This window comes from Bacillus pumilus, assembly GCF_009937765.1.
Classification (GTDB): domain Bacteria; phylum Bacillota; class Bacilli; order Bacillales; family Bacillaceae; genus Bacillus; species Bacillus pumilus_O.
Map to the genome: position 1 here is coordinate 150411 of NZ_CP047089.1, position 23821 is coordinate 174231.

Annotated in this window: 21 protein-coding genes and 2 riboswitches; of the genes, 16 read left to right on the forward strand and 5 right to left on the reverse strand. The window is 40.5% G+C overall.

What is annotated here, in order from left to right:
- Window positions 1-59: 59 nt before the first annotated feature.
- From GPS65_RS00685 to GPS65_RS00695, 3 genes are all read left to right on the forward strand, one after another.
- The gene (locus GPS65_RS00685; RefSeq protein ID WP_161985296.1) at window positions 60-2441 is read left to right on the forward strand and encodes an immune inhibitor A domain-containing protein; all 2382 of its coding nucleotides are present in this window, start codon (window positions 60-62) and stop codon (window positions 2439-2441) included.
- Window positions 2442-2648: 207 nt separating this feature from the next.
- Window positions 2649-2909, forward strand: coding sequence for an ORF6C domain-containing protein (locus GPS65_RS00690; RefSeq protein WP_161985297.1), 261 nt, complete (start codon window positions 2649-2651; stop codon window positions 2907-2909).
- A 5-nt stretch (window positions 2910-2914) separates the two neighbouring features.
- A complete protein-coding gene (locus GPS65_RS00695; protein ID WP_012011772.1) occupies window positions 2915-3286 on the forward strand; it encodes a DUF1304 domain-containing protein in 372 nt (123 codons plus the stop codon).
- 35 nt (window positions 3287-3321) lie between these two features.
- Here the strand turns inward: GPS65_RS00695 and GPS65_RS19225 are convergent, their stop codons facing one another.
- Window positions 3322-3486, reverse strand: a complete 165-nt coding sequence (locus GPS65_RS19225; RefSeq protein ID WP_162900865.1) for a hypothetical protein — start codon at window positions 3484-3486, stop codon at window positions 3322-3324.
- Between the two features lie 254 nt (window positions 3487-3740).
- On the opposite strand from GPS65_RS19225, the gene GPS65_RS00700 reads away from it, so the two are divergent.
- From GPS65_RS00700 to GPS65_RS00760, 13 genes are all read left to right on the forward strand, one after another.
- Entirely contained in the window at window positions 3741-4397 is a 657-nt protein-coding gene (locus GPS65_RS00700; RefSeq protein WP_144481806.1) for a type 1 glutamine amidotransferase domain-containing protein, read from the forward strand.
- Between the two features lie 142 nt (window positions 4398-4539).
- Entirely contained in the window at window positions 4540-5667 is a 1128-nt protein-coding gene (locus tag GPS65_RS00705; RefSeq protein WP_144481805.1) for a hypothetical protein, read from the forward strand.
- Window positions 5668-5723: 56 nt separating this feature from the next.
- Window positions 5724-5827, forward strand: a riboswitch (TPP riboswitch).
- Window positions 5828-5914: 87 nt separating this feature from the next.
- Entirely contained in the window at window positions 5915-6601 is a 687-nt protein-coding gene (gene tenA / locus GPS65_RS00710; RefSeq protein WP_144481804.1) for a thiaminase II, read from the forward strand.
- Complete coding sequence (locus tag GPS65_RS00715; protein WP_012011768.1) at window positions 6598-7197, forward strand: ECF transporter S component; 600 nt, start codon at window positions 6598-6600, stop codon at window positions 7195-7197. Before tenA ends, GPS65_RS00715 begins: the two co-directional genes overlap by 4 nt.
- Window positions 7172-8770, forward strand: a complete 1599-nt coding sequence (locus GPS65_RS00720) for an ABC transporter ATP-binding protein (protein ID WP_144481803.1) — start codon at window positions 7172-7174, stop codon at window positions 8768-8770. Before GPS65_RS00715 ends, GPS65_RS00720 begins: the two co-directional genes overlap by 26 nt.
- The gene (locus GPS65_RS00725) at window positions 8760-9494 is read left to right on the forward strand and encodes an energy-coupling factor transporter transmembrane component T family protein (protein WP_144473473.1); all 735 of its coding nucleotides are present in this window, start codon (window positions 8760-8762) and stop codon (window positions 9492-9494) included. The genes GPS65_RS00720 and GPS65_RS00725 overlap by 11 nt, the downstream gene beginning before the upstream one ends.
- A gap of 535 nt (window positions 9495-10029) precedes the next feature.
- The gene (locus tag GPS65_RS19750; protein WP_258395123.1) at window positions 10030-10485 is read left to right on the forward strand and encodes a methyl-accepting chemotaxis protein; all 456 of its coding nucleotides are present in this window, start codon (window positions 10030-10032) and stop codon (window positions 10483-10485) included.
- A 172-nt stretch (window positions 10486-10657) separates the two neighbouring features.
- Window positions 10658-11473, forward strand: coding sequence for a YwqG family protein (locus GPS65_RS00735; RefSeq protein WP_144468088.1), 816 nt, complete (start codon window positions 10658-10660; stop codon window positions 11471-11473).
- A gap of 235 nt (window positions 11474-11708) precedes the next feature.
- Window positions 11709-12542: a BglG family transcription antiterminator LicT gene (gene licT, locus GPS65_RS00740; protein ID WP_088002659.1), complete on the forward strand. Its 834-nt coding sequence runs from the start codon at window positions 11709-11711 to the stop codon at window positions 12540-12542.
- A 328-nt stretch (window positions 12543-12870) separates the two neighbouring features.
- Window positions 12871-14778 carry a beta-glucoside-specific PTS transporter subunit IIABC gene (locus tag GPS65_RS00745; protein WP_012011761.1) on the forward strand — a complete coding sequence of 636 codons (1908 nt, stop codon included), beginning with the start codon at window positions 12871-12873 and terminating at the stop codon, window positions 14776-14778.
- Window positions 14750-16168, forward strand: coding sequence for an aryl-phospho-beta-d-glucosidase (locus tag GPS65_RS00750; RefSeq protein WP_144481801.1), 1419 nt, complete (start codon window positions 14750-14752; stop codon window positions 16166-16168). The genes GPS65_RS00745 and GPS65_RS00750 overlap by 29 nt, the downstream gene beginning before the upstream one ends.
- A gap of 337 nt (window positions 16169-16505) precedes the next feature.
- Entirely contained in the window at window positions 16506-17048 is a 543-nt protein-coding gene (locus tag GPS65_RS00755) for an ATP-binding cassette domain-containing protein (RefSeq protein WP_238389125.1), read from the forward strand.
- A 131-nt stretch (window positions 17049-17179) separates the two neighbouring features.
- Window positions 17180-18295, forward strand: coding sequence for a hypothetical protein (locus GPS65_RS00760; protein ID WP_012011758.1), 1116 nt, complete (start codon window positions 17180-17182; stop codon window positions 18293-18295).
- Window positions 18296-18561: 266 nt separating this feature from the next.
- Here GPS65_RS00760 and GPS65_RS00765 read toward each other — a convergent pair whose 3' ends face one another.
- From GPS65_RS00765 to garR, 4 genes are all read right to left on the reverse strand, one after another.
- Window positions 18562-19683, reverse strand: coding sequence for a 5-methyltetrahydropteroyltriglutamate--homocysteine S-methyltransferase (locus GPS65_RS00765; protein ID WP_012011757.1), 1122 nt, complete (start codon window positions 19681-19683; stop codon window positions 18562-18564).
- 87 nt (window positions 19684-19770) lie between these two features.
- Window positions 19771-19883, reverse strand: a riboswitch (SAM riboswitch).
- Window positions 19884-19963: 80 nt separating this feature from the next.
- The gene (locus GPS65_RS00770) at window positions 19964-21283 is read right to left on the reverse strand and encodes a gluconate:H+ symporter (protein WP_012011756.1); all 1320 of its coding nucleotides are present in this window, start codon (window positions 21281-21283) and stop codon (window positions 19964-19966) included.
- Between the two features lie 51 nt (window positions 21284-21334).
- Window positions 21335-22756 carry a four-carbon acid sugar kinase family protein gene (locus GPS65_RS00775; RefSeq protein WP_144481800.1) on the reverse strand — a complete coding sequence of 474 codons (1422 nt, stop codon included), beginning with the start codon at window positions 22754-22756 and terminating at the stop codon, window positions 21335-21337.
- A gap of 7 nt (window positions 22757-22763) precedes the next feature.
- The gene (gene garR, locus GPS65_RS00780; protein ID WP_012011754.1) at window positions 22764-23657 is read right to left on the reverse strand and encodes a 2-hydroxy-3-oxopropionate reductase; all 894 of its coding nucleotides are present in this window, start codon (window positions 23655-23657) and stop codon (window positions 22764-22766) included.
- Between the last annotated feature and the right edge of the window lie 164 nt (window positions 23658-23821).

Consider the following 23821-nt stretch of genomic DNA (forward strand, 5'->3'; position numbering starts at 1 on the left):
GTATATTGGAATATGCTAGAATTAGATATTATTTATTACCAAATTAGGGAGGAACCAAAATGAAAAAAGGGAAATGGACGAGTATTGCACTAACGGCTGTCCTCAGTTTAGGCACATTGGCAGCTTTCAGCACCCCTCTATCTGCCCACACCACAGAGAAATCAACATCCTCAGATGGCGGTCATTATTCAGGTGTTCCATTTGACGCAAGTGTCGTGAATGAAGACCGTCTCATCAAAGCCTTGAAAAAACAAGGAAAGATCAAAAAGAACGCCAATGAAGCAGAAACCCAAAAAGCACTAAAGAACTATCTAAAGAATAAAGAAGAATCCGCTATGAAACAAAGTGCAAGCACCTTAACAGAAGAGCCTGAATTTCTGAAAGAATACAAACAAAAGGTACATAACAAATTAGCCAAAAAGAAAAAGTTAAAGAAGCATAATGGAAAAGAAAGCAATCATGTAAAACCGGTCAAAAAAGAAAAGTATAAAGGCGAAGTTCGCAATGATAAGGTATTGGTTTTATTAGTAGATTTTAAAGATTATAAGCATAATAGTATTAAAAAAGAAGAGACTGATATGTACTATGACAAGTACGATCAACAGCACTATCAAGACATGCTTTTTGGGAAAAATGGCTACATCGGTCCAGATGGGAAACGAAAAGTATCCATGAAGCAATATTATGAGAAGCAGTCTGGCGGTAGTTATACGATCAGTGGAACGGTTGCTGGCTGGTATACAGCGAAGCATGAAGCAGCCTATTATGGCGGGAACGTACCTGATGAATCAGGCAGTGACGGTAGACCGCGTGAATTGGTGAAAGAAGCACTAGAAGCTGCAGCAAAGGACCCTAATATTGATCTTAGTGAATATGATCAATGGGATCGATATGATATGGATGGAGACGGCGTTTATAACGAACCAGACGGCATCATTGACCATTTGATGGTCGTTCATGCTGGTGTAGGTGAAGAAGCTGGCGGCGGACAGCTTGGCTCTGATGCGATTTGGTCGCACCGCTGGTCACTTGGTGATGTATTTGAAATTCCAAACACAGAATCTGAAGTTGGACAAGGCGGAAAGTTAGGTGCGTTAGATTACACCATTGAGCCTGAAGATGGTGCGGCAGGCGTATTCACACATGAATTCGGACATGACCTTGGTCTTCCTGATGAGTACGATACACAGTACACAGGCGGAGGCGAGCCCGTTTCCTACTGGTCGATCATGTCAAGCGGAAGCTGGGCAGGTAAAGTCCCTGGAACGGAACCAACAGGCTTTAGTCCATATGCGAAAGAAATGCTTCAAAACTTGCATGGCGGTAACTGGCTTACTGGACAAACCATCGATGGTAAAACATTAAAGAAAAGCAAAACAGTGCTGATTGATGAAGCAGCAACAAAAGGAACGAACCATGATGCGGTTCGGGTAGATTTACCAGATAAAGAGATTGAGGTCACAAAACCTGCTCAAGGACAACATGCGTACTTTAGCGGAACGGGTGACAATTTAAATGCGACCATGACGACAACAGGTATCGATTTGTCGAAAGGGAGCAAAGCAGAGCTGACATTTAAAGCATGGTACGATATCGAAGAAGATTATGACTATGCATATGTAGAAGTTCGTGAAACAGGAACCGATCAGTGGAAGACGATTGCTGGTAACATCACAAACGATCGAAATGAAGCTGGAGCGAACGAAGGCAATGGAATTGACGGAAAATCAGATGGATGGGTAGATGCAACCTTTGATCTTTCTGCTTATGCAGGGAAGAAAATCGACCTGCAATTCCGTTATACAACCGATGCAGGTTATTCACTGCCAGGCTTATTTGTAGATGATTTAAACATCACTGCAGATGGAACGAAAGTATGGTCAGATGATGCCGAGGGCACGTCTACTTTCACTTTTAACGGATTCTCGAAATCAAATGGAAAACAATATGCAGCACAATACTATTTACTAGAGTGGCGCTCTTATGCTGACGTCGATAAAGGCTTAAAGCATATCAAACGCGGGGCAAGTCTAATGAGCTATAATAACGGTTTGGTCGTGTGGTATGTCGATCAATCCTACAGTGATAACTGGGTAGGAAAACACCCAGGGAACGGTTTCCTTGGTGTAGTAGATGCAGATCAGCAAATATTGAAGTGGAGTGACGGCTCTATTGCTGCTACAGGTTTCCAAGTACATGATGCTGCATTTTCTTTGAACCCAAGTACGAAGCTCAATATTGATTATACAGCGACAACTGGCTTAACTTTGGTAGATCGCTATATTCGCCCGACTCGTACATTTAGTGATAAAAAGAATTATGTGAATCCAAAAAATCCAGATGCAGGACGTGATGTGCCAACATACGGTCTATCCTTTAAAGTTGTTGGACAAAGTAAGGATCGTTCTGTTGGAAAGGTATTAATTTCTAAAAGTAACTAAACAGAAAGCCGGATTCTACCATTGAATCCGGCTTTTTGATATGGACATAAACTGATTTTGATGAAAAGAATGGCTTTTCGATCGAATGTCTGTTCTTTTTTATTTTGATATCCGAATGAAATCATTATATAATAGGGACTGGAAGGTTTTTCTTTCATACATGGTTCTTTTTAGCTGTTAAAACAAAGGAAAGGATGAGCGTTACCAATGAGTTGTGTCACTGCTAAGCAATTAAAGGTGATAAGAATAAGAGGGACGATGCAGACTTTTTGCAGCCATTTGGAGTATGATGGTCATGGTAAGCTTCATATCAATACCATCATGGCTTTTATTAAAAAGGAATTTGGTGTGAGGAAAATGAAAGACATTCCACAAAGCCGCTTTACTGAAGCACTTGAATTAATACAAGACTTTGATTTATACACGGATAAAATAGAAATTCGTGATCGTCTATCAGAAAGGAATTAACTAAATTGAATATTTTAGCAATAATACTAGTAGGGATTGTCGCATTAGAACACCTTGTCATTATGTTATTAGAAATGTTTTTTATGGAATCAAAGATGGCAAAAAGATCCTTTAAGCTGCCAGAACACTTGCAAAAAGATCCAAATGTAAAAGTGATGTTTGCCAATCAGGGGCTTTATAACGGGTTTTTGGCTGCTGGACTCATTTGGGGGCTCATTCTCGGATCGAATACTGTTGGATATATGATTCAGCTATTTTTCATTCTTTGCGTGATCATCGCTGCGGTATTCGGCGGTGTGACATCTAATAAATCAATCATCGTCAAGCAAGGCGTACCAGCGCTGCTTGCATTAATTGCGCTTATCCTGGCAATGTAACCATGAATAAAGCCGCCCCTAGTAAAGGGCGGCTTTTAACTTTTTCGAAGACCCATTAAACGAATAATGGAGGTCAGACATAGCGCAACGGCTACAGCCAAAATAATTTTTCCGTACATGACCCCTGTTAAATTCATCAAAAAGACGGCTAATATGATACAGAGCGTGATGATGATCATCACAATCGAATAGGTTTTCATCTACTTTCCACTCCTTTAAAAGTCCCCTCACATCCGTGAGACCTATCCATCTTACCTCATATGATATCACTCAATGACAATTTTACATGAAATTCCCTATCAATAGAATGTGACATATAGATTAGATTTGATGTCATGCCATATTTTTTAGAGAATCGGGTATACCATAAAGAGCTGTACTAAAGTTCAATTGCTTGATATTTAATTGTGCGAAATGTAAAATAACCACATGATAAATCGAAAGGATGATCAAGATGAGTAAGAAAGTGTTATTAGTATCCACAAGCAGTTCAGAAATGAACGGACATCCAACAGGCTTATGGCTAGAAGAATTGGCAGAGCCATTTCATATTTTTAAAGAAAATGAATTAGACGTTCAAATTGTCTCGATTCAAGGTGGAACTGTTCCTATTGATAAAAATTCCATTCCAGAAGGTGTTCCAGCGCAATATCAAGATGTATATGAATTACTTCAAGACACAAAGGCGCTTACAGATGTGAACCCAGCTGATTATGATGGCATTTTCTTTGCAGGAGGACACGGCCCAATGATCGACTTTGCATCTAATCAATTGGTAGCCGATGCAATCTTAACAATTTCAAACAAAAATGGTGCAGTCGGTGCTGTTTGTCACGGCGTTTCAGCATTCGTTGATGTGAAGGATCAAGATGGCAAATCATTCATCGAAGGCAAAAAAATCACAGGCTTTACAAACGAAGAAGAGGAAGCTGTGCAGCTGACATCAAAGGTGCCATTTTTATTGGAAACAAAACTTCGTGAGCAAGGGGCAGCGTTTGAAAAAGGAGATGCCTTTGCACCATACGCAGTAGTTGACGGAAAAATCATTACTGGACAAAATCCAGGTTCCAGTGCAGAAACAGCACGCCTGTTTGTTAAAACCATTTCATAAAGTCATCAAAAAACCAGTCGTAGAACATACGGCTGGTTTTTTTGTCATAAAGATTTCCTAAAAAAGACCATAACAACGAACGAAAAAATGGTAAAATATTCACAGGGTATAAAGCCCAAATTAGGAAAAAGGGGATGTTCCTGTGAGAGCTTTTTATGGAAAAATGACTGCCGCTTTATTATCCATTCTACTCGTCACAACAGGTTTATTTTCACCAGCATTAAAAGCAGAAGAAGCACCGAAAACAGATGGTAAATTATCACCACTGACGGAAAAAGCCATTCAGCAAGTGCAAGACTCGTTTTTGAAGCAGGATGAAGGAACCGCTATCAAACAGAAACAGTTAAAAAAATCTTTTAAAGTAGATAAGAAAAATGGAATCAGTATCAAACGAAAAACCGCTAAAGATGGCAAGATGCGTACATCTTCCGTTCGCTCCATTGATGGATTAGCCATCAACCAATCAGTTGTCTTATCAGAGGACGACCCAGTCGATTTATGGTTGTTAAGTACGACTTCACCTCAGGCACTCATCAGCCGAATTACCTCTTCAAATCCCGATTATTTCGTACAATTATTTGTTGTTGATTATGAAACTGGACAAGCTTATCCGACGGACTTGATTCAGCCAGCAGGCAGTCTCCTTGGTTTGACCAATTTACCAGCAGGTGACTACGCATTCGGTATCACAAGCAGTGGAGATTTCGGAGACTCTTACACACTACAAGTGAATGCAAAAAACCCACCCAATTTCACAGGGGCTGTTTCCCTCTCTTCCACCTTGCAATACTTTGTAGCTGAGTATGCCAATGGGGATGTTTTCGCTAATGGTACAAAAGTGTATAACAAACAATCGAAGACCGCCGATTATAAATGGGAGCGTGTATTTTATTTCTCATATGATGGAAAATATGATCAGAGAACCCATTCTGTTGAAAGTGTAAAAGTGAAAAGTATCTCGGCACCAGTATCGTACTCTGCTCCTTATGCGAGTTCATCTGAGGCCATTCTCGTCTACTTAGATGTAGAGACATTATTTATGTATCATGAATCATCGTTTGCTAGCGGACAATTCTACCATAGTAGCTTTGTTGATACACTTGGAAAGACAACGCCAAGACGTTTAGATATAGATGACATGACAAATTACGGCGATCATATTTTAGCTGTTGATTTGAAAACAGGAAAACCAATTGATTTCTTCAGTGTCCTTAATTTTTACTATGCTGCGGGGATCGAGAAGCTGCCTACGATCAGAACGTTGAATTAAGAAAGGCGGTTGACAGCAAATCTCCACATGTGTAGAGTAAAGATAATTAAATGACAAAAGTCCACTAGGGGAGTCATGTATGACTGAGACAAGAGGAAATCTTGGACCCTTTGAACCTGATCTAGTTTGTACTAGCGGAGGGAAGTGGAGCTGGACCTCGTCTTATTCATGATTGAATCGATAAGAAGGCCGCTCCATTTGGGGTGGCTTTTTCATTTATTCTACTGAAGAAGAGGAGGCTTTTTTTATGACATTTACAGCGCAATTAAGAGAAGAAACAGAACCATTATTTGAAGTCATTTATCAGCATCCGTTTGTCAGGGGACTGGCAGAAGGAAAGCTGGAAAAGAAGCAGATCATTCATTACGTCAAACAAGATGCAGAATATTTACAGGCTTTTATTAAAATTTATGCAGCGGCTCTTAGCAGATGTACAGACAAAGAAGATATTGCTTTTTTCCATCAGCAGATTGAATTTGTACTAGATAGTGAGACACACCCTCACCAAAACCTTTGCCGAGTGGCAGGTGTATCATATGATGGGCTCCAAGGTGCCCCGCTTGCTCCGAGTGCTCATCACTATATTCATCACATGCTACAAGTCGCCAAGGAAGGCACGCTTGGAGAAATGATCGCTGTTCTGCTTCCATGCCCTTGGACATATTGGGAAATTGGGAAACGAATGCTCACAGATGTGCAGCCCGACCCGTCACATCCGTTTTATGAGTGGATCACATTTTATGGAGGGTTAACCGACTCTATTACGGTGGAGCTTTGCAAGCGGCTCGATCAGCTGGCGGAAGCAGCAAGTGAGAAGGAAAAGGAAAAAATGAAACAGCACTTTATCTTAAGCTGTCAACTAGAGTACAAGTTTTGGGACATGGCGTTTACGGTGGAAGAGTGGCCAGTTCCATTGGAGGTGCATTCATCATGACATGGAAGATGAAAGAAGTTGTCCTTGCTGTCATTTTATCCGTTGCATGCGGTGTCATCTATTTAGGGTGGTCCACACTTTACTTGCCCATTACAGCACTTGTTGGCCCCGCAGGAGGGAACATCATGTTTGGCATTTGGGTGATTGCTAGTCCAATCGTCGCGTATATCATCCAAAAGCCGGGAGCTGCCCTGATCGCAGAAACAGCCGCTGCCGCTGTGGAATTACTAACAGGCAGCCACTTTGGTCTTTCAGCCTTGCTGATTGGTGTATGCCAAGGACTTGGGGCAGAAATCGCCTTTGCTCTTTTTGGATATAAACGATATCGTATGTGGACACTGATGCTGTCAGGTGCCTTTGCGGCTGTTGGAGCAATGGCTTACAGCCTCGTTGCAAATGGCTTTGGTTATTACACACCTCAAGTTCTACTCATCACACTCATAACTCAAATCATTAGTGGAATGATACTGGGCGGATGTTTAGCGAAAGTTGTGGTAGACACATTATGTAAAACCGGTGTACTGAATCAATATGCCATCATGAAAGAAAAAAGAAACAAAGGTGAACAGCATGAATTCATTTCTCGCGTGCAATAATCTCACTGTCCGTTTTTATGAACAGCCTCAGCCCGTTTTGCATCAAGTTTCTCTGTCCATTCAAAAAGGAGAAAAGGTGCTTATTTTAGGACCAAGCGGAAGCGGTAAATCAACGCTCATCTCGGTTCTGGCTGGCATCATTCCAGAACATTTAGAAGCGGATATGCAGGGCGAAGTGATATTGCAAAGACATACAGGCGTCATGTTTCAGGACCCTGATTCCCAGTTTTGTATGCATCGTGTCAATGAAGAAATTGCCTTTAGCTTAGAGAACCGCTCCGTCCCTCGCGACGAGATGGATGATATCATTCAACAGCTCATGCAAAAAGTCCAACTCGAAGTCGATCCGAATACAGACATTCACACATTATCTGGCGGTATGAAGCAGCGATTGGCGCTTGCTTGTTTACTCGCGTTAGAGCCAGATGTGCTGTTCTTTGATGAACCGACCGCACAGCTTGATCCAGCAGGCAGAATGGAGATCTTTCAGCTTCTACAGCAGCTTGCAGCTGATCAGCGACAAACCATGATTTTTGTAGAGCATGTGCTAGATGGTGTCATCGAATGGATGGACCGGGTGATTTTATTAGACGATCAAGGCAGCATCTTAGCAGATGGATCTCCAAAAGATGTGCTCGCGACATATGAAAAAGAAATGAAAGAGGCAGGAATTTGGCGGCCAAAATTATTTCCCGAGAAATGGTCCACGATCCTCCAAGATCCATTTCATCCAATGAGTCATACGCTTATGCAAACCTTTGAAGCAAGAAAAGAGCAGCATAAACAAGTGCCGGCGACTGAGCGGGAGACCATCATGCGTTCAGAAGATCTTCAATTAAGCTACGGGAAAAAAAGAATTATGAGTGATCTCCAGCTTGATATTAAAACAGGGGATTGGGTGGCGATCATTGGGAAAAATGGAAGTGGGAAAAGCACATGTCTTAAACATTTGGTTCGTTTAGAGTCAACGAAAAAAGGCCACATTTTCTTAAAAGACACACTCCTTAAAAAGTGGTCAGATCGAGAACTATATGAAAAAGCAGGCTTTGTGTTTCAAAATCCGGAGCTTCAATTCATACAAGATACAGTGTTCGATGAAATTGCATTTGGTGGAAGGCAGCGGAATTGGCCAGAGAACGTTGTACAAGAAAAAACCATTCAGCTATTGAAAGAGTTCGGTTTAGAAAAGCATGCAAAAGCTCATCCTTTCACTTTAAGCTTAGGTCAAAAAAGAAGATTGAGTGTGGCTACAATGCTCCTTTTTGATCAGGATGTCCTATTGTTAGACGAACCGACTTTCGGACAGGATGAAAGAACAGCGAAGGAATTAATCAGGCGCTTAAAAGAACGTCAACGCCAAGGCACCACTATTTTAATGGTCACACATGATATGGACCTTGTCGATGAGTGTGCCAATCAAGTGCTTCTTTTTCATCAAGGAAAGCATGTGTATGATGGTACGCCTTATGATCTGTTTTCAAATCAGGAACTTGTCGATGCTTATCAGCTGAGAGCCCCGTTGCATTATCAATATATGACTGAAAGAAAGGACGTGCTGACGATTGCAAAGTAATCATTCCTTTCTTTCCACTGTGAATCCGACTATCAAATTACTCGCCCATCTGCTTGCGATGTGTTGTCTCATGGCGATATCTGATCCTAAAACAACCTTCATCATCTGGCTGTTTGCACTTGGTATTGGACTTGTCTTAGGCGGATGGAATTTGAAGTATCTTTTCACAAGACTTGTCCCTTATCTGCTCTTTTTCATTCTCGTGTTTTGGATGATGGCGGCCTTTGGCAAGGGGGATCATACTGTTTGGAAATGGGCATGGTTTCATATGACAGAGGAGAGTTTAAGAAATGGACTCACCATCGCTCTCAGAATGCTTGGCTTTGTGACATTTGGTCTTTTGTTTACGTCCACAACAGATTTGACAGCATTTATGATGAGCCTCATTCATCAATGCAAAATGTCGCCAAAATGGGCGTATGGGATGCTTGCAGGCTTCCGGTTTATTCCGTTATTTCAAAGTGAATTAAAGCAAATGAAGGCAGCACATAAAATTAGAGGCTATAAGCAAAAAAACAGTTGGAAAGCCTTTATACGTTATGCTCTTCCTCTTTTTACACAGGGCGTACGAAAATCAGAACGTTTGGCCATTGCGATGGAAGCAAGAGGCTTCACGGGTGAGAGGGACCGGACGTATTATCATGTCATCAGCACTTCATGGATCGACTATATGTATCTTTTGCTCATCGTTATCAGTGTCTTGACATGCATGTCCTTTTTTTAAAAACCTCCCCACATTCTCTTGATAGAATGTGGGTTTTTTATATGCCTTAGGTCATTTGATTGATATTAGTACACATTACAGGCTGTAATAGATCTTATAACGAACCGATAAAGAAGATGTACTGAGAAAAAGAGAGGATGAACGTGAGCGAATGTCACAGAGAATTGATAACATAATAGACGCTTTACCAATCATTGGACTAGCTATGAGAGAGCAACTAACCTTTTCTATTTTAGGGAAAGAGAAGGTTCTTTATTATCAGCAACACGGGAACATTGACCTAGGGTTTAAAGCTGGAGATATCGTAGCTCCAGGGTTCGAAAACTTCTCTATGTTGAAAAATGGGAGAGAGCCATCGTTTATCCAAATTCCGAAAGAAGTATACGGGATTCCAATGGATATTGTAGCCGTTCCAATTAAAGATGAAACGGGTCAAGTAGTCGCTGCTTTCTGCGTGGCCTATGACCAGACCAATCAACAACGATTAGATGACATCATGACAGAGAGCAACCAAGCTTCCGAAAAACTCGTCGCAATGGTACAGCAAGTGGCTGCACATTCAGAGGAACTACAAGCGACAAGTGAACAAATTCTACAAAACACGAAAACCACTGTAGAAAATTCCTCTAAAATCAATCAAGTGTCCAATCTTATCAAAGGTATTTCTGATCAAACGAACTTACTTGGACTCAACGCATCAATTGAGGCTGCAAGAGTAGGTGAAGCAGGAGCAGGATTCGGAGTGGTTGCAACGGAAGTGAGAAAGCTGTCAACTCATGCGAAACAAGCGACGACTGATATTGAAACAGCGCTAAAAGATGTGCAGGGATCGATTAAAGGAATGGAAGAAGAAATAGCACAAATTGTCGCTTCTTCTGAGCATCAAGCAGAGCTTGTAGGCACATTTACAAAAATTATTGAAGGGCTCCATGAAACAAATGAAACGATGAAATCACTCGCAGAAGACTTAGTGAATTATCAAGTGAAATAAAAAATAGATCGACCAAAACCTCCAAATCAATCGGAGGTTTTTTTCATTTGAAGGTGAGAAAGTTGTTAGGATATTGACCGATTTATCGCTGACAGGTAGAGTACACTTCTGTATGATAGAAAAACAGATACTAGTCTGGTCAGTAGACCTAATCATAAGGAGGAAGACCATCGTGACACAATCAGCGAAGCTGCAAGAAATCATAGCACCTTACCGTAAAATGTTAGATCAAACAGAACAGCCCATGATTCAACTACAGATGAAACAAGGAAAAACAGGACCTTACGATAGCAAAATTGCAGGTGATCCTTACTTCCCTAAAAACGATGAATATCCAGTTGATGGTGAAGGTCACCCTATGAAGCTTTTGGCACAAATTAATTTTGGTCAGCTGCCGAAGCTGAAGGATTATCCAGAAACAGGACTTTTGCAAATTTTTATTTCTGTGCATGATGATCTTTATGGGATGAATATTGACCATAAAACAGAGCAAAAAGATTTTCGGATCAAGTTTATTGAGGAACCTTTCTTGGCAGAAGAAGAGTTGTTGACTGATTTTTCTTTTGTGAAAATTCCTGATGATTTTTATTTTCCTGTGACGAAGGAAGGCGCCATTACAGGTGAACGGTCCAGTGAAACGATTAGTGTTGGAGATTTCCGCTTTGAGAAAATCACAGGTAAGCACAGCTGGGACCTATTTGAAGGTGTAGAAGGTATTGATGGAGATGAAGCGGATGCCTTGCTAGATGAATTTTATGAAACAGAGAGTGGCTTTGGTCACAAATTGGGCGGGTATCCAGGGTTTACACAAGAAGATCCGCGTACCTATGTAGATCAAGAACATACCGTTCTGTTATTACAAATTGACTCAGATGATGAAGTAGATCTAATGTGGGGAGATTGCGGAATCGCCAACTTTTTCATCAAACCAGAAGACCTCAAACGAAAAAATTTCGAGAATGTCGTCTATAATTGGGATTGCTCCTGATTTTGTAAAAAACACTCTTTAAACACTCTTTATAGAGTGTTTTTGTGTATGTTTTTAGACTTTTTTGCCCCTATTTCGTCATTTTTGAGAGGTAATTTGTCATTCTTTCTAGTTGACCGTATCAAAAAAAAATGTAAAATCATCTTAAAGTCCTCTTTTTTGAAAATAATAATAACATGACATATTAGTCTACAAAGAGATGCTCGAAAAAGCGGAATGTACTGGGGGGTATCAATTGATCATTTCGAAAGTAATCAATAATAATGTGGTCAGTGCGTATGATGACGAGCAGCATGAGCTAGTCATTATGGGCAGAGGAATCGCTTTTCAAAAGAAAAGTGGAGATCCGATTGACGAAGAACGTATTGAAAAAGTATTTTCCATTCAAAATAAAGATATATCAGAAAAATTCAAAACCCTGCTTTATGATATTCCAATCGAGTATATGCAAGTGTGTGAGGCGATTATTGATCATGCGAGAACAACCCTTAATAAAAATTTGAATGACAGTATCTATGTGACACTGACAGATCATATCACCTTTGCTATTGAACGTCATCAAAAAGGTATGGACATCAAAAATGCTCTGCTCTGGGAAATTAAGCGGTTGTACAAAGATGAGTTTATGTGTGGTGTAGAAGCGCTTCGGATTATTCAGGACAAGCTCAATATTCATCTTCCTGAGGATGAAGCCGGTTTTATTGCGATGCACATTGTCAATGCAGAACTCAATGAAGAAATGCCGAACGTGATTCAAATTACCAAACTCATTCAAGATATTTTAAATATCGTTAAGTATCACTTTCAAATTGATTTAGACGAGGAATCATTAAACTATTTCCGATTTGTCACGCATTTAAAGTTTTTTGGACAGCGTCTGTTTAACGAAACACAAATGGAAAATCAAAATGAATTTCTGTATGAAGTCGTAAAAGAGAAAAACACTGCAGCTTTCCAATGTGCTGAGAAAATTAACGATTATGTTCAAAAAGAATACAACCGAAGCCTCATAGAAGATGAGATGCTGTATTTAACTTTGCATATCGACAGAGTGATAAAAAGAAAATAAATTTAAAAAGAAAGCGTTGACATCATAAAATTAACATGATACTTATATAACTATAAACAACATAACCCACAATCTTTTAGGATTGTTACTGGTCAAGCAGGCAAAACCTAAATCATTGTCCCTATCTTTGATAAGGCGTGATTTAGGTTTTTTTGTATCCAAAGACTTATAAAAATTAAATAACGATCAATCGCTATGAAGGATTGTTACTGGTTAAGCAGGCAAAACCTAAATATCGATTAATGTCTGAATCGCTATTTTTCGGACATTAATGGATGTTTAGGTTTTTTCTATATCATGATTTAATCAACGATTGGAGGGTAATACAATGAACCACAAACAAACAGCAAAAGAAGTTCTAGAGCTTGTCGGCGGTGAAAAGAATGTTAAGCAGGTCACGCATTGTATGACAAGACTTCGCTTCAACTTATACGATGAAAGCAAAGCGGATAAAGAGAAGCTGCAATCAACAGATGGTGTCATGGGTGTGAATCAAAGCGGAGGTCAATATCATGTCATTATTGGCAATGATGTTTCAAATGTCTATCAAGCGATGATTGCTGACTCAGGCCTATCAACAGATGTAAAGTCAGGCGGTACAGAAGAAGCAACAAAACAAAATGTGATATCTAAGCTTTTCGATTTTATCTCTGGTGTCTTCACACCGATTCTTCCAGCCATTGCGGGAGCCGGGATGATCAAAGGGATCTTGGCACTCATGCTTACGTTCCAGTGGATTTCAGATAAAAGCAGCACATATGCCATTTTAACAGCTATCGGAGACGGAGCCTTTTACTTCTTACCGATTCTGCTTGCTGTAAGCGTAGCCAAAAAAATTGGCACAAATCAGTATATCGCTGCTGCCATTGCAGCAGCCGCACTGCACCCGCAGTTAACGGCTTTACTAGGCGCAGGAAATACAGAATTTCTAGGCTTACCAGTGGTTGCCGTTGTGTACTCTTCATCGGTCATTCCGATTCTACTTACCATCTGGCTCGGCTCATATGTTGAAAAATTCGCAGAAAAGTATAGTCCGAAATCATTAAAGATCATCCTTGTTCCAACGGTTACACTTCTTGTCGTAGTACCAATTATGCTGATCGCGGTAGGACCGCTTGGTGGAATTATCGGAAATGGTCTTTCAGGTGGAATTGATTTATTGTTCAAACATGCAGGCATTTTGGCCGGACTCTTGATCGGCGGCTTCATGTCACCATTGATCATTACGGGTATGCACTATGCACTGCTTCCAATCATGATCAACAACATTACGTTAAACGGTTTTGACTTCATTCTTCCAATGATGTTTGTAGCGAATATGGCACAAGCAGGCGCAGCATTCGGTGTGTTCTTAAGATCAAAAAACAAAACATTCAAATCATTGGCGATGTCTACAAGTATTACTGCATTAATGGGTATTACTGAACCTGCTATGTATGGTGTGAACATGCGATTGAAAAAACCGTTCCTTGCAGCCCTCATTGGTGCAGCAGTAGGCGGCGTGTTCATGTCGATCTTTAAAGTAAAATCATATGTGATATCTGGATCAGCAGGTCTCCCAGGTCTCCCAACATTCATTGGCCCAACATTTGTCTACTCTATCATTGGCTTAGTAATCGCCTTTGTCGTAGCAACGATCATGACACTTGTTCTAGGATTCAAAGATGTACCAGTGAAAGATGATACAAAAGCAGACAAACCAGAAGAAAAGAAAGACACAGTAATACTTCAAAATGAAGTAGTACAAAGTCCACTTGAAGGTCAATTAAAGCCGCTAAATCAAGTAAATGATGCAACATTCTCTAATGAAATCATGGGGAAAGGTACAGCCATTGTCCCAGCAATTGGACGTGTAGTAGCACCATTCAATGGCAAGGTTGAAACCATTTTTCAAACGAAACATGCCATTGGCTTAAAGAGTGACCAAGGCACTGAGCTTCTCATTCATGTTGGAATAGATACGGTGAAGCTCGGCGGAAAACATTTCACAAGTCATGTAGAGTCAGGTGATTTTGTACAAGCAGGAGATGTACTCGTTGAATTTGATATCGAGGGCATTCAACAAGAAGGCTATGATGTCACCACACCAATTATTGTGACCAACACAAACGATTTTGCACAAGTTGATGCGAAAACAGAAGGCACGATTTCAGTACAAGAGACACTGCTCACAGTCAGTGTAGAAGAAAATGAGGAGGGCATTCAACATGAACAAGTTAGAAAAAACATTTCCTAAAGGTTTCTTATGGGGCGGCGCTGTTGCGGGCAACCAAATTGAAGGTGCTTATAATAAAGATGGAAAAGGCTTATCGACAGCAGATGTATCACCGCACGGGATTATGCATCCATTCGATGAATCAATGAAAGACTTAAACTTATATCATGATGCAATTGACTTCTATCATCGCTATAAAGAAGATATTGCACTCTTTGCAGAAATGGGATTCAAATGCTTCAGACTCTCTATTTCTTGGCCACGTATTTTCCCAAATGGCGACGATGCAGAACCAAATGAAGCTGGCCTTGCTTTTTATGACAAAGTATTCGATGAACTGCTTAAGCATGGAATTGAACCAGTTGTCACAATTTCTCATTATGAAATGCCGCTTGCACTTGTGAAAAACTACGGCGGTTGGAGAAACCGTAAGCTTGTCGATCTTTATGAAACATACGCGAAAACGTTGTTTACTCGCTATAAAGACAAAGTGAAATATTGGATGACCTTTAATGAAATCAATGTCGTGTTACATGCGCCTTTCACTGGCGGCGGACTTGTATTTGAAGAGGGTGATGACGAGAAAAGCATTCAATATCAAGCAGCGCATCACCAATTTGTTGCAAGTGCTTTAGCTGTCAAAGCAGGCCACGAAATCATTCCTGATGCGAAAATCGGCTGTATGATTGCAGCGATGACAACTTATCCGTACAGCTCAAGACCAGAAGATATGTTTGCTGCAATGGATCAGGATCGTAAAACATTGTTCTTCTCAGATGTACAGGCAAGAGGCTACTACCCAGGTTACATGAAACGATACTTCCAAGAAAATGGAATTCATATTGAGATCCAAGATGGTGATGAAGACATCCTAAGAAACCATACAGTAGACTATATTGGCTTCAGCTATTACATGAGCTTTGTGACAAGTACAGATCCAGAGGTTCTTGGAAAAGTGACTGGTGGTAACCTATTTGAAGGCGTGAAAAACCCTTATCTAGAAGCAAGTGATTGGGGATGGCAAATTGATCCAAAAGGACTTCGTACAACACTAAACCAACTATATGACCGCTACCAAAAACCATTGTTTATCGTAGAAAATGGACTGGGAGCTGTCGATCAAGTAGAAGAAGACGGATCCATTCAAGACGATTACCGAATTGATTACCTCAGAAGCCATTTGCTAGAGGCGAGAGAAGCCATTGCAGACGGAGTAGACTTGATGGGTTATACAAGCTGGGGCCCAATTGACCTTGTTAGCGCATCAACAGCTGAAATGAAAAAGCGCTACGGCTTCATTTATGTCGATCGTGATAACGAAGGAAAAGGTACATTAGATAGAAAGAAAAAGAAAAGCTTCGATTGGTATAAACAAGTGATTGCGACAAATGGTGATCATTTAGATGCATAAGAATAAAGATCTAACAAAACCACTCCTAGAATTGAGTGGTTTTGTTTTTTTAATTTATTTAAGCGAGTTAGCTCATCTGATAATTTATTAACAACCCTGATGAAGTATGATATTGTAGGTGAGTATAATGAATAATTTAGTAAATTTGGTTTATAAAGTAATGATGATATTATCAAGATACATATGATTCTACTGCGATATAACTTAATGTGAAAAATGATCAAACTAAATTAACAATGTGGCTTAGGTTATTGCACAACTAAAGGAAATTATGATTTTGAATTAGGTGTTTAAGGAAATCATACACTTAATTTATTAGAGGGGATTGAGGTGGCAAGTGAACTTAGATAATAAGGGAGATATGTCGATTTTGAAGATCGACAACCTTGGCTTTCAGTATGGGAATACAACCATATTAAAGGATTTGTCTTTACATATTCAAGGCTCTGGTCTTTATGCCCTTCATGGAGAAAGTGGTAGTGGAAAGACGACATTTATTAATATTATTGCATTGATTCAAAAACCGAGTGCTGGGAAGATGGCGTTGTTCAATCAGCCCATTGATTTTACAAATCAAGAACAGATTGATAATTACCGTAAAAAAATTGCCTATTTCTTTCAGGATTTGAACTTGATTGGGTCTTTAACTGTCAGAGAAAATCTACACGTAATCTCATTAATTAATGAACAAGAAATCTCAAATGAAAGATTAGAAGAACAGGCTACGAAGCTCAAAATGAGCGAGAAACTTGATGTCACAGTGAGTAACCTCTCAGGGGGAGAAAGACAGCGAGCGGCTTTTTTGAAAATCATGCTGTTTGAGTATTCATTAATTCTATTAGATGAACCAACAAATAACCTTGATAAAGATAACATTTAGATGATGCTTGGTATGTTATCTGAGTTGAAGAAAACGAAGACCATATTAGTCGTTACACACTCTGATACCGTTGTGCAACATGCTGATGTCGTCCTTCGTTTTGAAGATTTGAATAAAAAGGACCAATCCATATGAAAACATTATACGTCTTTGAGTATTTGAAAAAGAAACATCGATCGACCCTAAGGAAATTAGCTGTTTTGAATTTCGTTTTGCTGATGTTAATCTTTTTTTCTATATTTACTATCCTGATTTCTGCTGATAATATTTATAAAAATGTATTGACTAACGAGCGCCTATCAATGGTTTTAATAAATGGATATTCAAAAAATGGTGAGTATCAGTACGATACAGATAAAATTAAGCGTTTGCCGAATGTCAAAAACATTGTCTACGAATATGATGTCTCGTTATCTATTGAAGCAGATGGTGAAACGGATATATTGTCAGCTTTATCATTCAATCCGACGACAAAAGAGGCTGTGAGTTTTGAGGGAGATCTGAAAGAAAATACAATCCTGCTTCCAGAAAGGTTTAAAGGGAAAAAAATAAAAGCTTATGATGGTGAAGTGGAACCATTAAAAGCGAATATTGAGTACTACAAAGGAGAAGGTAACTATTTTTTAAAAGACTATAGTTACTTATCGCCAGATCTTTATAAAAAATTGAGTAAACAAATTAAAATTGGTGAGAACTACGATGGGGTTAGAACACTCATTGTTAATTTGAATAAGACCGAGGATATTTATAAGTTTGTGAACCAGTTTGATCGAATGTTTGATGAAGAAGATGTTTTTGTATACTATCAAGCACAAGGGCTAGAGAAACTAGTTGCTAATTCAAAATTGTCATTTTTGCTGCTTGTCGTATTTCAGATTATTTTATTTGTAGTGGTTGCTTTTATTTATCGAGGTCAGATGCATACACTGATTAGCATTTTGAACCGAGATTTGTTGTCCTTGTATTTAAATGGGATGTCACCAAAGGATATGATCAAACAGTTCTACCGTAGTATAGATAAGATGAACTTAAAAGTGTATATTGTTGCACTTCTATTCATTGCCGTTTTGGGTGCTTTCCTACTTGGACAGTTACCAGGAGAAATCATCTTATGGATTGGCGGTACAGCAGTTGGGCTTCTCCTTGTCTTGGTTCTACTGAACAAATGGTTTGTGCGACACATTATCACAAAGCGTATGAAGAAAGAACTGTCACAAGAAAATATCGTATCAAGATTACGTAATTAAAAAAGAACTGCTTATTGGCAGTTCTTTCAGCGTGTAGACAAACCCTCGCATTCGTTGTCAGTCCTGCGCGCTGGTGCTCACGAATGTCAAATTCGCTCTGCGCCAGTGCTCGTCCTTCCTAGGGCTGCAAAGGTTTTCTATCACGCTGAAAAGAAGACAAAGGGCTAAAATAAAGTTCATTTTAGCCCTTTGTCAACAATCTGAAAGAACTGCTTATTGGCAGTTCTTTTTTTATCCTAAGCTTAAAGAGTTTAGAACTAGATGTTTTATTTCCACACTTGATCCGCAATCTCAATCACATGACGAAGCTTTTCCCATTGTTGCTCTTCTGTTAACAGATTGCCTTCCTCCGTTGAGGCGAAACCGCACTGTGGACTCAAGCAAATCTGGTTAATGTCGACGTATTGAGCTGCTTCCTCGATTCTTTTTTGAATCTGTTCAGCCGGCTCAAGCTCACCGTATTTTGAAGTGACAAGGCCTAGTACGATTTGGAGGTTTGGGTTCTTCACATAGCGAAGGGGTTCAAAACCGCCAGAACGATCGTCGTCGAATTCTAAAAAGAGACCATCTACATCTAAGCCGGCAAAAATCGTTTCTGCCGCTGCTTCATAACCGCCTTCAGCTGCCCATGTCGATTTAAAGTTCCCACGGCAAATGTGCATAGTGATCACCAAGTCCTCTGGACGATCGGCAACTGCTTCATTGATTGTTTTCGCAAATGACTCACGCAGTTCATCTTCTTCTCGGCCAAAGGCTTTGATTTGTTCATGCCCTTTTTCAGAAAAGAACACGGCCCATGCTGTATCATCCAGCTGTAGATAACGGCAGCCTGCATCATAAAAGGCACGGATGGCTTTCTTATATGCCTGTGCCACATCATGGTGGAATGCCTCTAGGCTGTCGTATACTCCTTCTTCAAGCTTTCCACGGAAAAAGAGCATATTTGGACTTGGAATCGTCATTTTAGCGGTATGATCACCAGCGATGCTGTGAAGGAATCGATAATCTTCCAGCATTGGATGATCTGTAAAATCGATCTTGCCCGTTACTTTGATTCCTCGCGCCTTTGTCGTCGTATTGTGGAATTGAATACCTTGATCTGCTTCAAATCCTTCAACTCCATCGAGTCCCTCAAGAAAGTCAAAATGCCACCAAGCACGTCTGAACTCTCCATCTGTGACAACCTCTAATCCAATTTCCTTTTGTTTCTCCACAATACGAGTGATTTCTTCGTTTTCAATTTGTCGGAGTTGCTCTGCTGTCAGTGTACCGTCTGCCTTTTGCTTGCGTGCTTCCTTGATACGTTCTGAACGAAGTAAACTGCCTACTTGATCTGCGCGGAATGGCGGTTTCGTTGTTTTCTTTCCAATGGTTTGTACTTGTGTCATATTGAATCCCTTCTTTCTACAGGTTAAAAATCAAATAAAAAAGCTCTTCCTTGGATAAGGAAGAGCATCATATACTGAGAGAACTCTGCCTTATCTTCAAACAAGCATCTGCTTGCTTAAGGAATTAGCACCATTCTGTTCCGAGGAACAGCGGTTGCCGGGTTTCACAGGGCCAGTCCCTCCACCACTCTTAATAAGGTTACCTTTGATTCAATTTTCTTAATAAACATAATTATTCAACTTTTACGAGAGAAAGTCAATGGTTTTTACAGTTAATTTTCTATATAAACAAATCAGCGACGAGAACCCCCGCTAGTCCGACAAGTGAAAGAACGGTCACCATCAATGTCCACGTTTTAAAGGTTTGGGCCATGGACAGGTTAAAGTATTCTTTATAAATCCAGAAACCCGCATCATTCACGTGAGAGAACGTAATGCTGCCGGCACCTGTTGCGATCACCATTAACTCTGGGCTCACACCTGTGAGTCCAATCAAAGGAGCAGAAATGCCAGCCGCTGTGAGTCCGGCGACAGTGGCTGACCCTAAAGATACACGAAGGACCGCAGCAATCAACCAGGTGAGAAGCAGTGGCGAAAGTGTGCTTCCTTGCATGATTCCTGCAATGTATTGATCAACACCGCTATCAATGAGCACCTGTTTAAAGGCGCCGCCACCTGCAATAATTAATAAAATCATCGCAATAGAACCGATAGAATCTGTGATTGATTTCATCACATCCTGCATGCCCTTTCCTCTGCCAAGTCCAAACGTGTAGATAGCAAGAAGAACGGAGATTAACAGTGCAATCGCCGGCTCGCCTAAAAACTCAGCGGTTGGCAGTAATGGGGAAGACGGAAAGAAAATTTCTAAAACTGCTCTGAAAGTCATGAGCAATACAGGCAAAACAGCGGTGAAAATGCTGATGCCGAAGCTTGGCATTTCTTCTTCTGTAAATTCCTTTGGATTAAATAAGTTCATTGGAATATGTGCGTGTAGCTGATCTTTTTTAAATAATTTCGTAAAGAGAAGTCCACCTACTAAAACAGCAGGAATCGCTAAAATAATCCCAACTAATAAGGTTTGTCCCATGTTTGCTTGAAAAACATTTGCAATGGCAGTCGGCCCTGGGTGAGGAGGGAGGAAGCCATGTGTGGTGATGAGTGCAGCGACGAGCGGCATACCCACATAAAGCACAGGAAGTCTTGCAGCTTGAGCGATCGTAAAGACTAGTGGAATTAAGATAATGAATCCGGTTTCATAAAATAAAGCAATTCCGATCACAAACCCAGTCAGCATCGTTGCCCATTGAATCTTTCCAATACCGAATCGATCAATGAGTGTCATCGCAATGCGCTGAGCTCCGCCCGAATCAGCCATCAATTTACCAAGCATCGCACCAAAACCGAGAACGAGTGCGAGATGCCCGAGCGTACTGCCGAGTCCTTTTTCGACGGAAGCAATCGCTTCAAGTGGTGACATTCCTTCTAAGACAGCGACAATTAAAGAAACAATAATCAAAGATATGAAAGCGTTTAACTTAAAGACAACCATAAGTAAAAGCAATAATAAAACGCCAAGTCCGATAAACACTAACGACATGGTCTTTCCTCCTTTGTGGTGCATAAAGGAGTGTATAAACACCCCTATGCTTTATCCTTCAAGTATGTCTACAGCTTCTTTTAACGTATTCCTTGAACCAACATTTCCCGGGAAAATCACATAAGACATGAAAGGGAATTTACTATCTTCACCTGTTTGCCAAACGGGAATGCCTGGTTTGATCTGCCCTGCTACGGTTGCGCGTTTCACGTGAAGTCCTCTAGTTCCAATATCACTGGAGGTAATGCCACCTTTGGCAATGAGATACTTAGGGCGAATTGTAAGACGCTGGACAATGCTTGTCACAGCATCACTAATTTTTACAGAGAGCTTTAATTCTTCCTCCTGACGATCATTCCCAAGGTCAAGCCGTTCTCTTCTTGTATAAACTGCAACAGATTGACCAGATGCTAATAATGCTTCAGTTTGCTGAATCACACGGTCAATTTCTTGTTGAAATGCTTCAGGCTTCAGCACGAGGTGTGTATTGAATTCGATAAAAGCTACCTCTTTATTTTGTTGAAGCGCTTTTAATTGATCTGTTGTCTTCTTCACATGAGAACCAATCATAATGAGACCACCGTGTGGGCTTTGTTCTTGTATCAAGTCATGTCTTGTTAATAAGGCACGATCCCCTATACCGCCAAGAACTTTTGTAAGTGCCGCTGCACTTCTGAACATAAGTTGCTTTCCTGCTTGAATGGCTTCTATGAGAGCAGTGACAAAGACTTTGACATCATCATAGTCCACAGCGTTTACAACCACTTTTTTAAAATCAGTCACACTCAAGAGCTGATTTTTTATTTGATTCATTCGTAAAGCCCGTAGATCATCTAACGAAATGTAAGTGGTGTTCTCTTTCGTGAAAGATCCGTCTGACTTTTCTTCAATCCATTCTCCGAGATGAGATGACTGAAAGCCGAATGTGCGATCTTGTGCAAATTCTGTGTTACCAGCAGGAATTAATTCTTGTCCTTCTTGGACGTAATGAATATTGTTGATCGTCAAGCGTCCACCTTCTTGGAAAAAAGGAAGAAGGATTTCTCCATCGAATTGGCGGGAGCTTTGCTGTTCAATCGTGGTTCTGAGTACTTCTGTTTCCAGCGGGAAGTGTCCACGAAGAGTGGAATCTCCTCGGCTGACAATGATGAAATCCTGATCAAGCCGTTCCGCTACCTTTACAATTGTTGAAGCGATTGTTTCGTGTACAGCGATCGTTTCCTTCTCAGTCATACTGCGAGAATTGGTCAAAATAAAAAACATGCGGCTGTCTTCAAGAAAACCAGCTTCGATGCTTTCTTCTGACCAATCGGTGAAAACAGAGACGCCATGTACGGTTTGAATCCCTGTTGGATCATCATCTAATACAATGACTTTATGATGAAAGCTGTTCAGTGCTTGTTCGTATGCTGCTTGAATGATTTTTGAATCCGCTTTCGGAAGAGCATTCAGTATGTCAGTGCTTTTCTTCATAACCATCTCATCCTTTCTTCACTTCGACATGAGCCATTTTTTCGTAATATTGAACGATGCCGCCATGGTCAAGCCCAGATTTTCCGTCGGCTTTGAGCGCGTGGAAGATTTCGAGCAGCTGGCTAGAAAGAGGGAGAGGAACGCCGATATCGTGAGCCGTTTCCATCACATTGGTTAAATCCTTTAAGTTAATGTCGATACGTCCGCCTGGTTCAAAGTTACGTTCTAAGATGAGAGGGACTTTTGCATCAAGAACGGCACTTCCTGCCAGCCCACCGCGAATAGCTTCATACATTTTGTCAATGGCAATGCCCGATTTAGCAGCAAGAACGAGCGCCTCGGACATAGCGGCAATATTTAAGTTGACGATGATTTGATTGGCGAGCTTCGCTGTTGTTCCGCTCCCATTTGTGCCAACTAATACAACCTCTGTGCCCATCGCAAGCAGGACATCCTTCACTTGCTCAAAGATGGCTTCTTCGCCGCCAGCCATGATGGCAAGTGTTCCGTCTATTGCCTTCGGTTCTCCTCCGCTGACAGGTGCGTCGATAAATTCCACCTGATGCTGTTTTGTAAGAGCAGCTAAAGCTCTAGAAGTAACAGGGGAAATTGAGCTCATATCTACGACAATCGTTCCAGGTTTAGCTGTAGTTAAAATGCCATGATCACCTGAAACAACAGCCTCTACGTGCTCTCCTTTAGGAAGCATTGTGATAATGATATCGCTTTCAGAAGCGGCATCAGCTGCTGAAACAGCACCTTTTGCTCCGGCTTTTTGTAACGCTTGAATCGCTTCCTCATTTAGATCGAAAACAGTCACAGTATGACCGGCTTTTAATAGATTAAGTGCCATAGGCTTTCCCATAATACCTAATCCAATGAATCCAAGTTTCTTTGTCACATTGAACGCCTCCTATATAGAAAACCCTTACAAAGAGCGCTTTCTTTTTCATTTGTTAGTATATATACTATCTTATTTATTTGATAGTAGGAAATAAACTATTGTTCATTTAATGTACATGACGTGATAGGAACGTGTCAACGGAAAATATGAGAAAAGTCACA

Excerpts from the sequence above, each read along its gene's own strand:
- GPS65_RS00685 (WP_161985296.1), top strand. The coding sequence starts at position 60 with ATGAAAAAAGGGAAATGGACGAGTATTGCACTAACGGCTGTCCTCAGT.
- GPS65_RS00690 (WP_161985297.1), top strand. The coding sequence starts at position 2,649 with ATGAGTTGTGTCACTGCTAAGCAATTAAAGGTGATAAGAATAAGAGGG.
- GPS65_RS19225 (WP_162900865.1), bottom strand. The coding sequence starts at position 3,486 with ATGAAAACCTATTCGATTGTGATGATCATCATCACGCTCTGTATCATA.
- GPS65_RS00700 (WP_144481806.1), top strand. The coding sequence starts at position 3,741 with ATGAGTAAGAAAGTGTTATTAGTATCCACAAGCAGTTCAGAAATGAAC.
- tenA (WP_144481804.1), top strand. The coding sequence starts at position 5,915 with ATGACATTTACAGCGCAATTAAGAGAAGAAACAGAACCATTATTTGAA.
- GPS65_RS00715 (WP_012011768.1), top strand. The coding sequence starts at position 6,598 with ATGACATGGAAGATGAAAGAAGTTGTCCTTGCTGTCATTTTATCCGTT.
- GPS65_RS00720 (WP_144481803.1), top strand. The coding sequence starts at position 7,172 with ATGAATTCATTTCTCGCGTGCAATAATCTCACTGTCCGTTTTTATGAA.
- GPS65_RS19750 (WP_258395123.1), top strand. The coding sequence starts at position 10,030 with ATGGTACAGCAAGTGGCTGCACATTCAGAGGAACTACAAGCGACAAGT.
- GPS65_RS00745 (WP_012011761.1), top strand. The coding sequence starts at position 12,871 with ATGAACCACAAACAAACAGCAAAAGAAGTTCTAGAGCTTGTCGGCGGT.
- GPS65_RS00750 (WP_144481801.1), top strand. The coding sequence starts at position 14,750 with ATGAACAAGTTAGAAAAAACATTTCCTAAAGGTTTCTTATGGGGCGGC.
- GPS65_RS00760 (WP_012011758.1), top strand. The coding sequence starts at position 17,180 with ATGAAAACATTATACGTCTTTGAGTATTTGAAAAAGAAACATCGATCG.
- GPS65_RS00765 (WP_012011757.1), bottom strand. The coding sequence starts at position 19,683 with ATGACACAAGTACAAACCATTGGAAAGAAAACAACGAAACCGCCATTC.
- GPS65_RS00770 (WP_012011756.1), bottom strand. The coding sequence starts at position 21,283 with ATGTCGTTAGTGTTTATCGGACTTGGCGTTTTATTATTGCTTTTACTT.
- GPS65_RS00775 (WP_144481800.1), bottom strand. The coding sequence starts at position 22,756 with ATGAAGAAAAGCACTGACATACTGAATGCTCTTCCGAAAGCGGATTCA.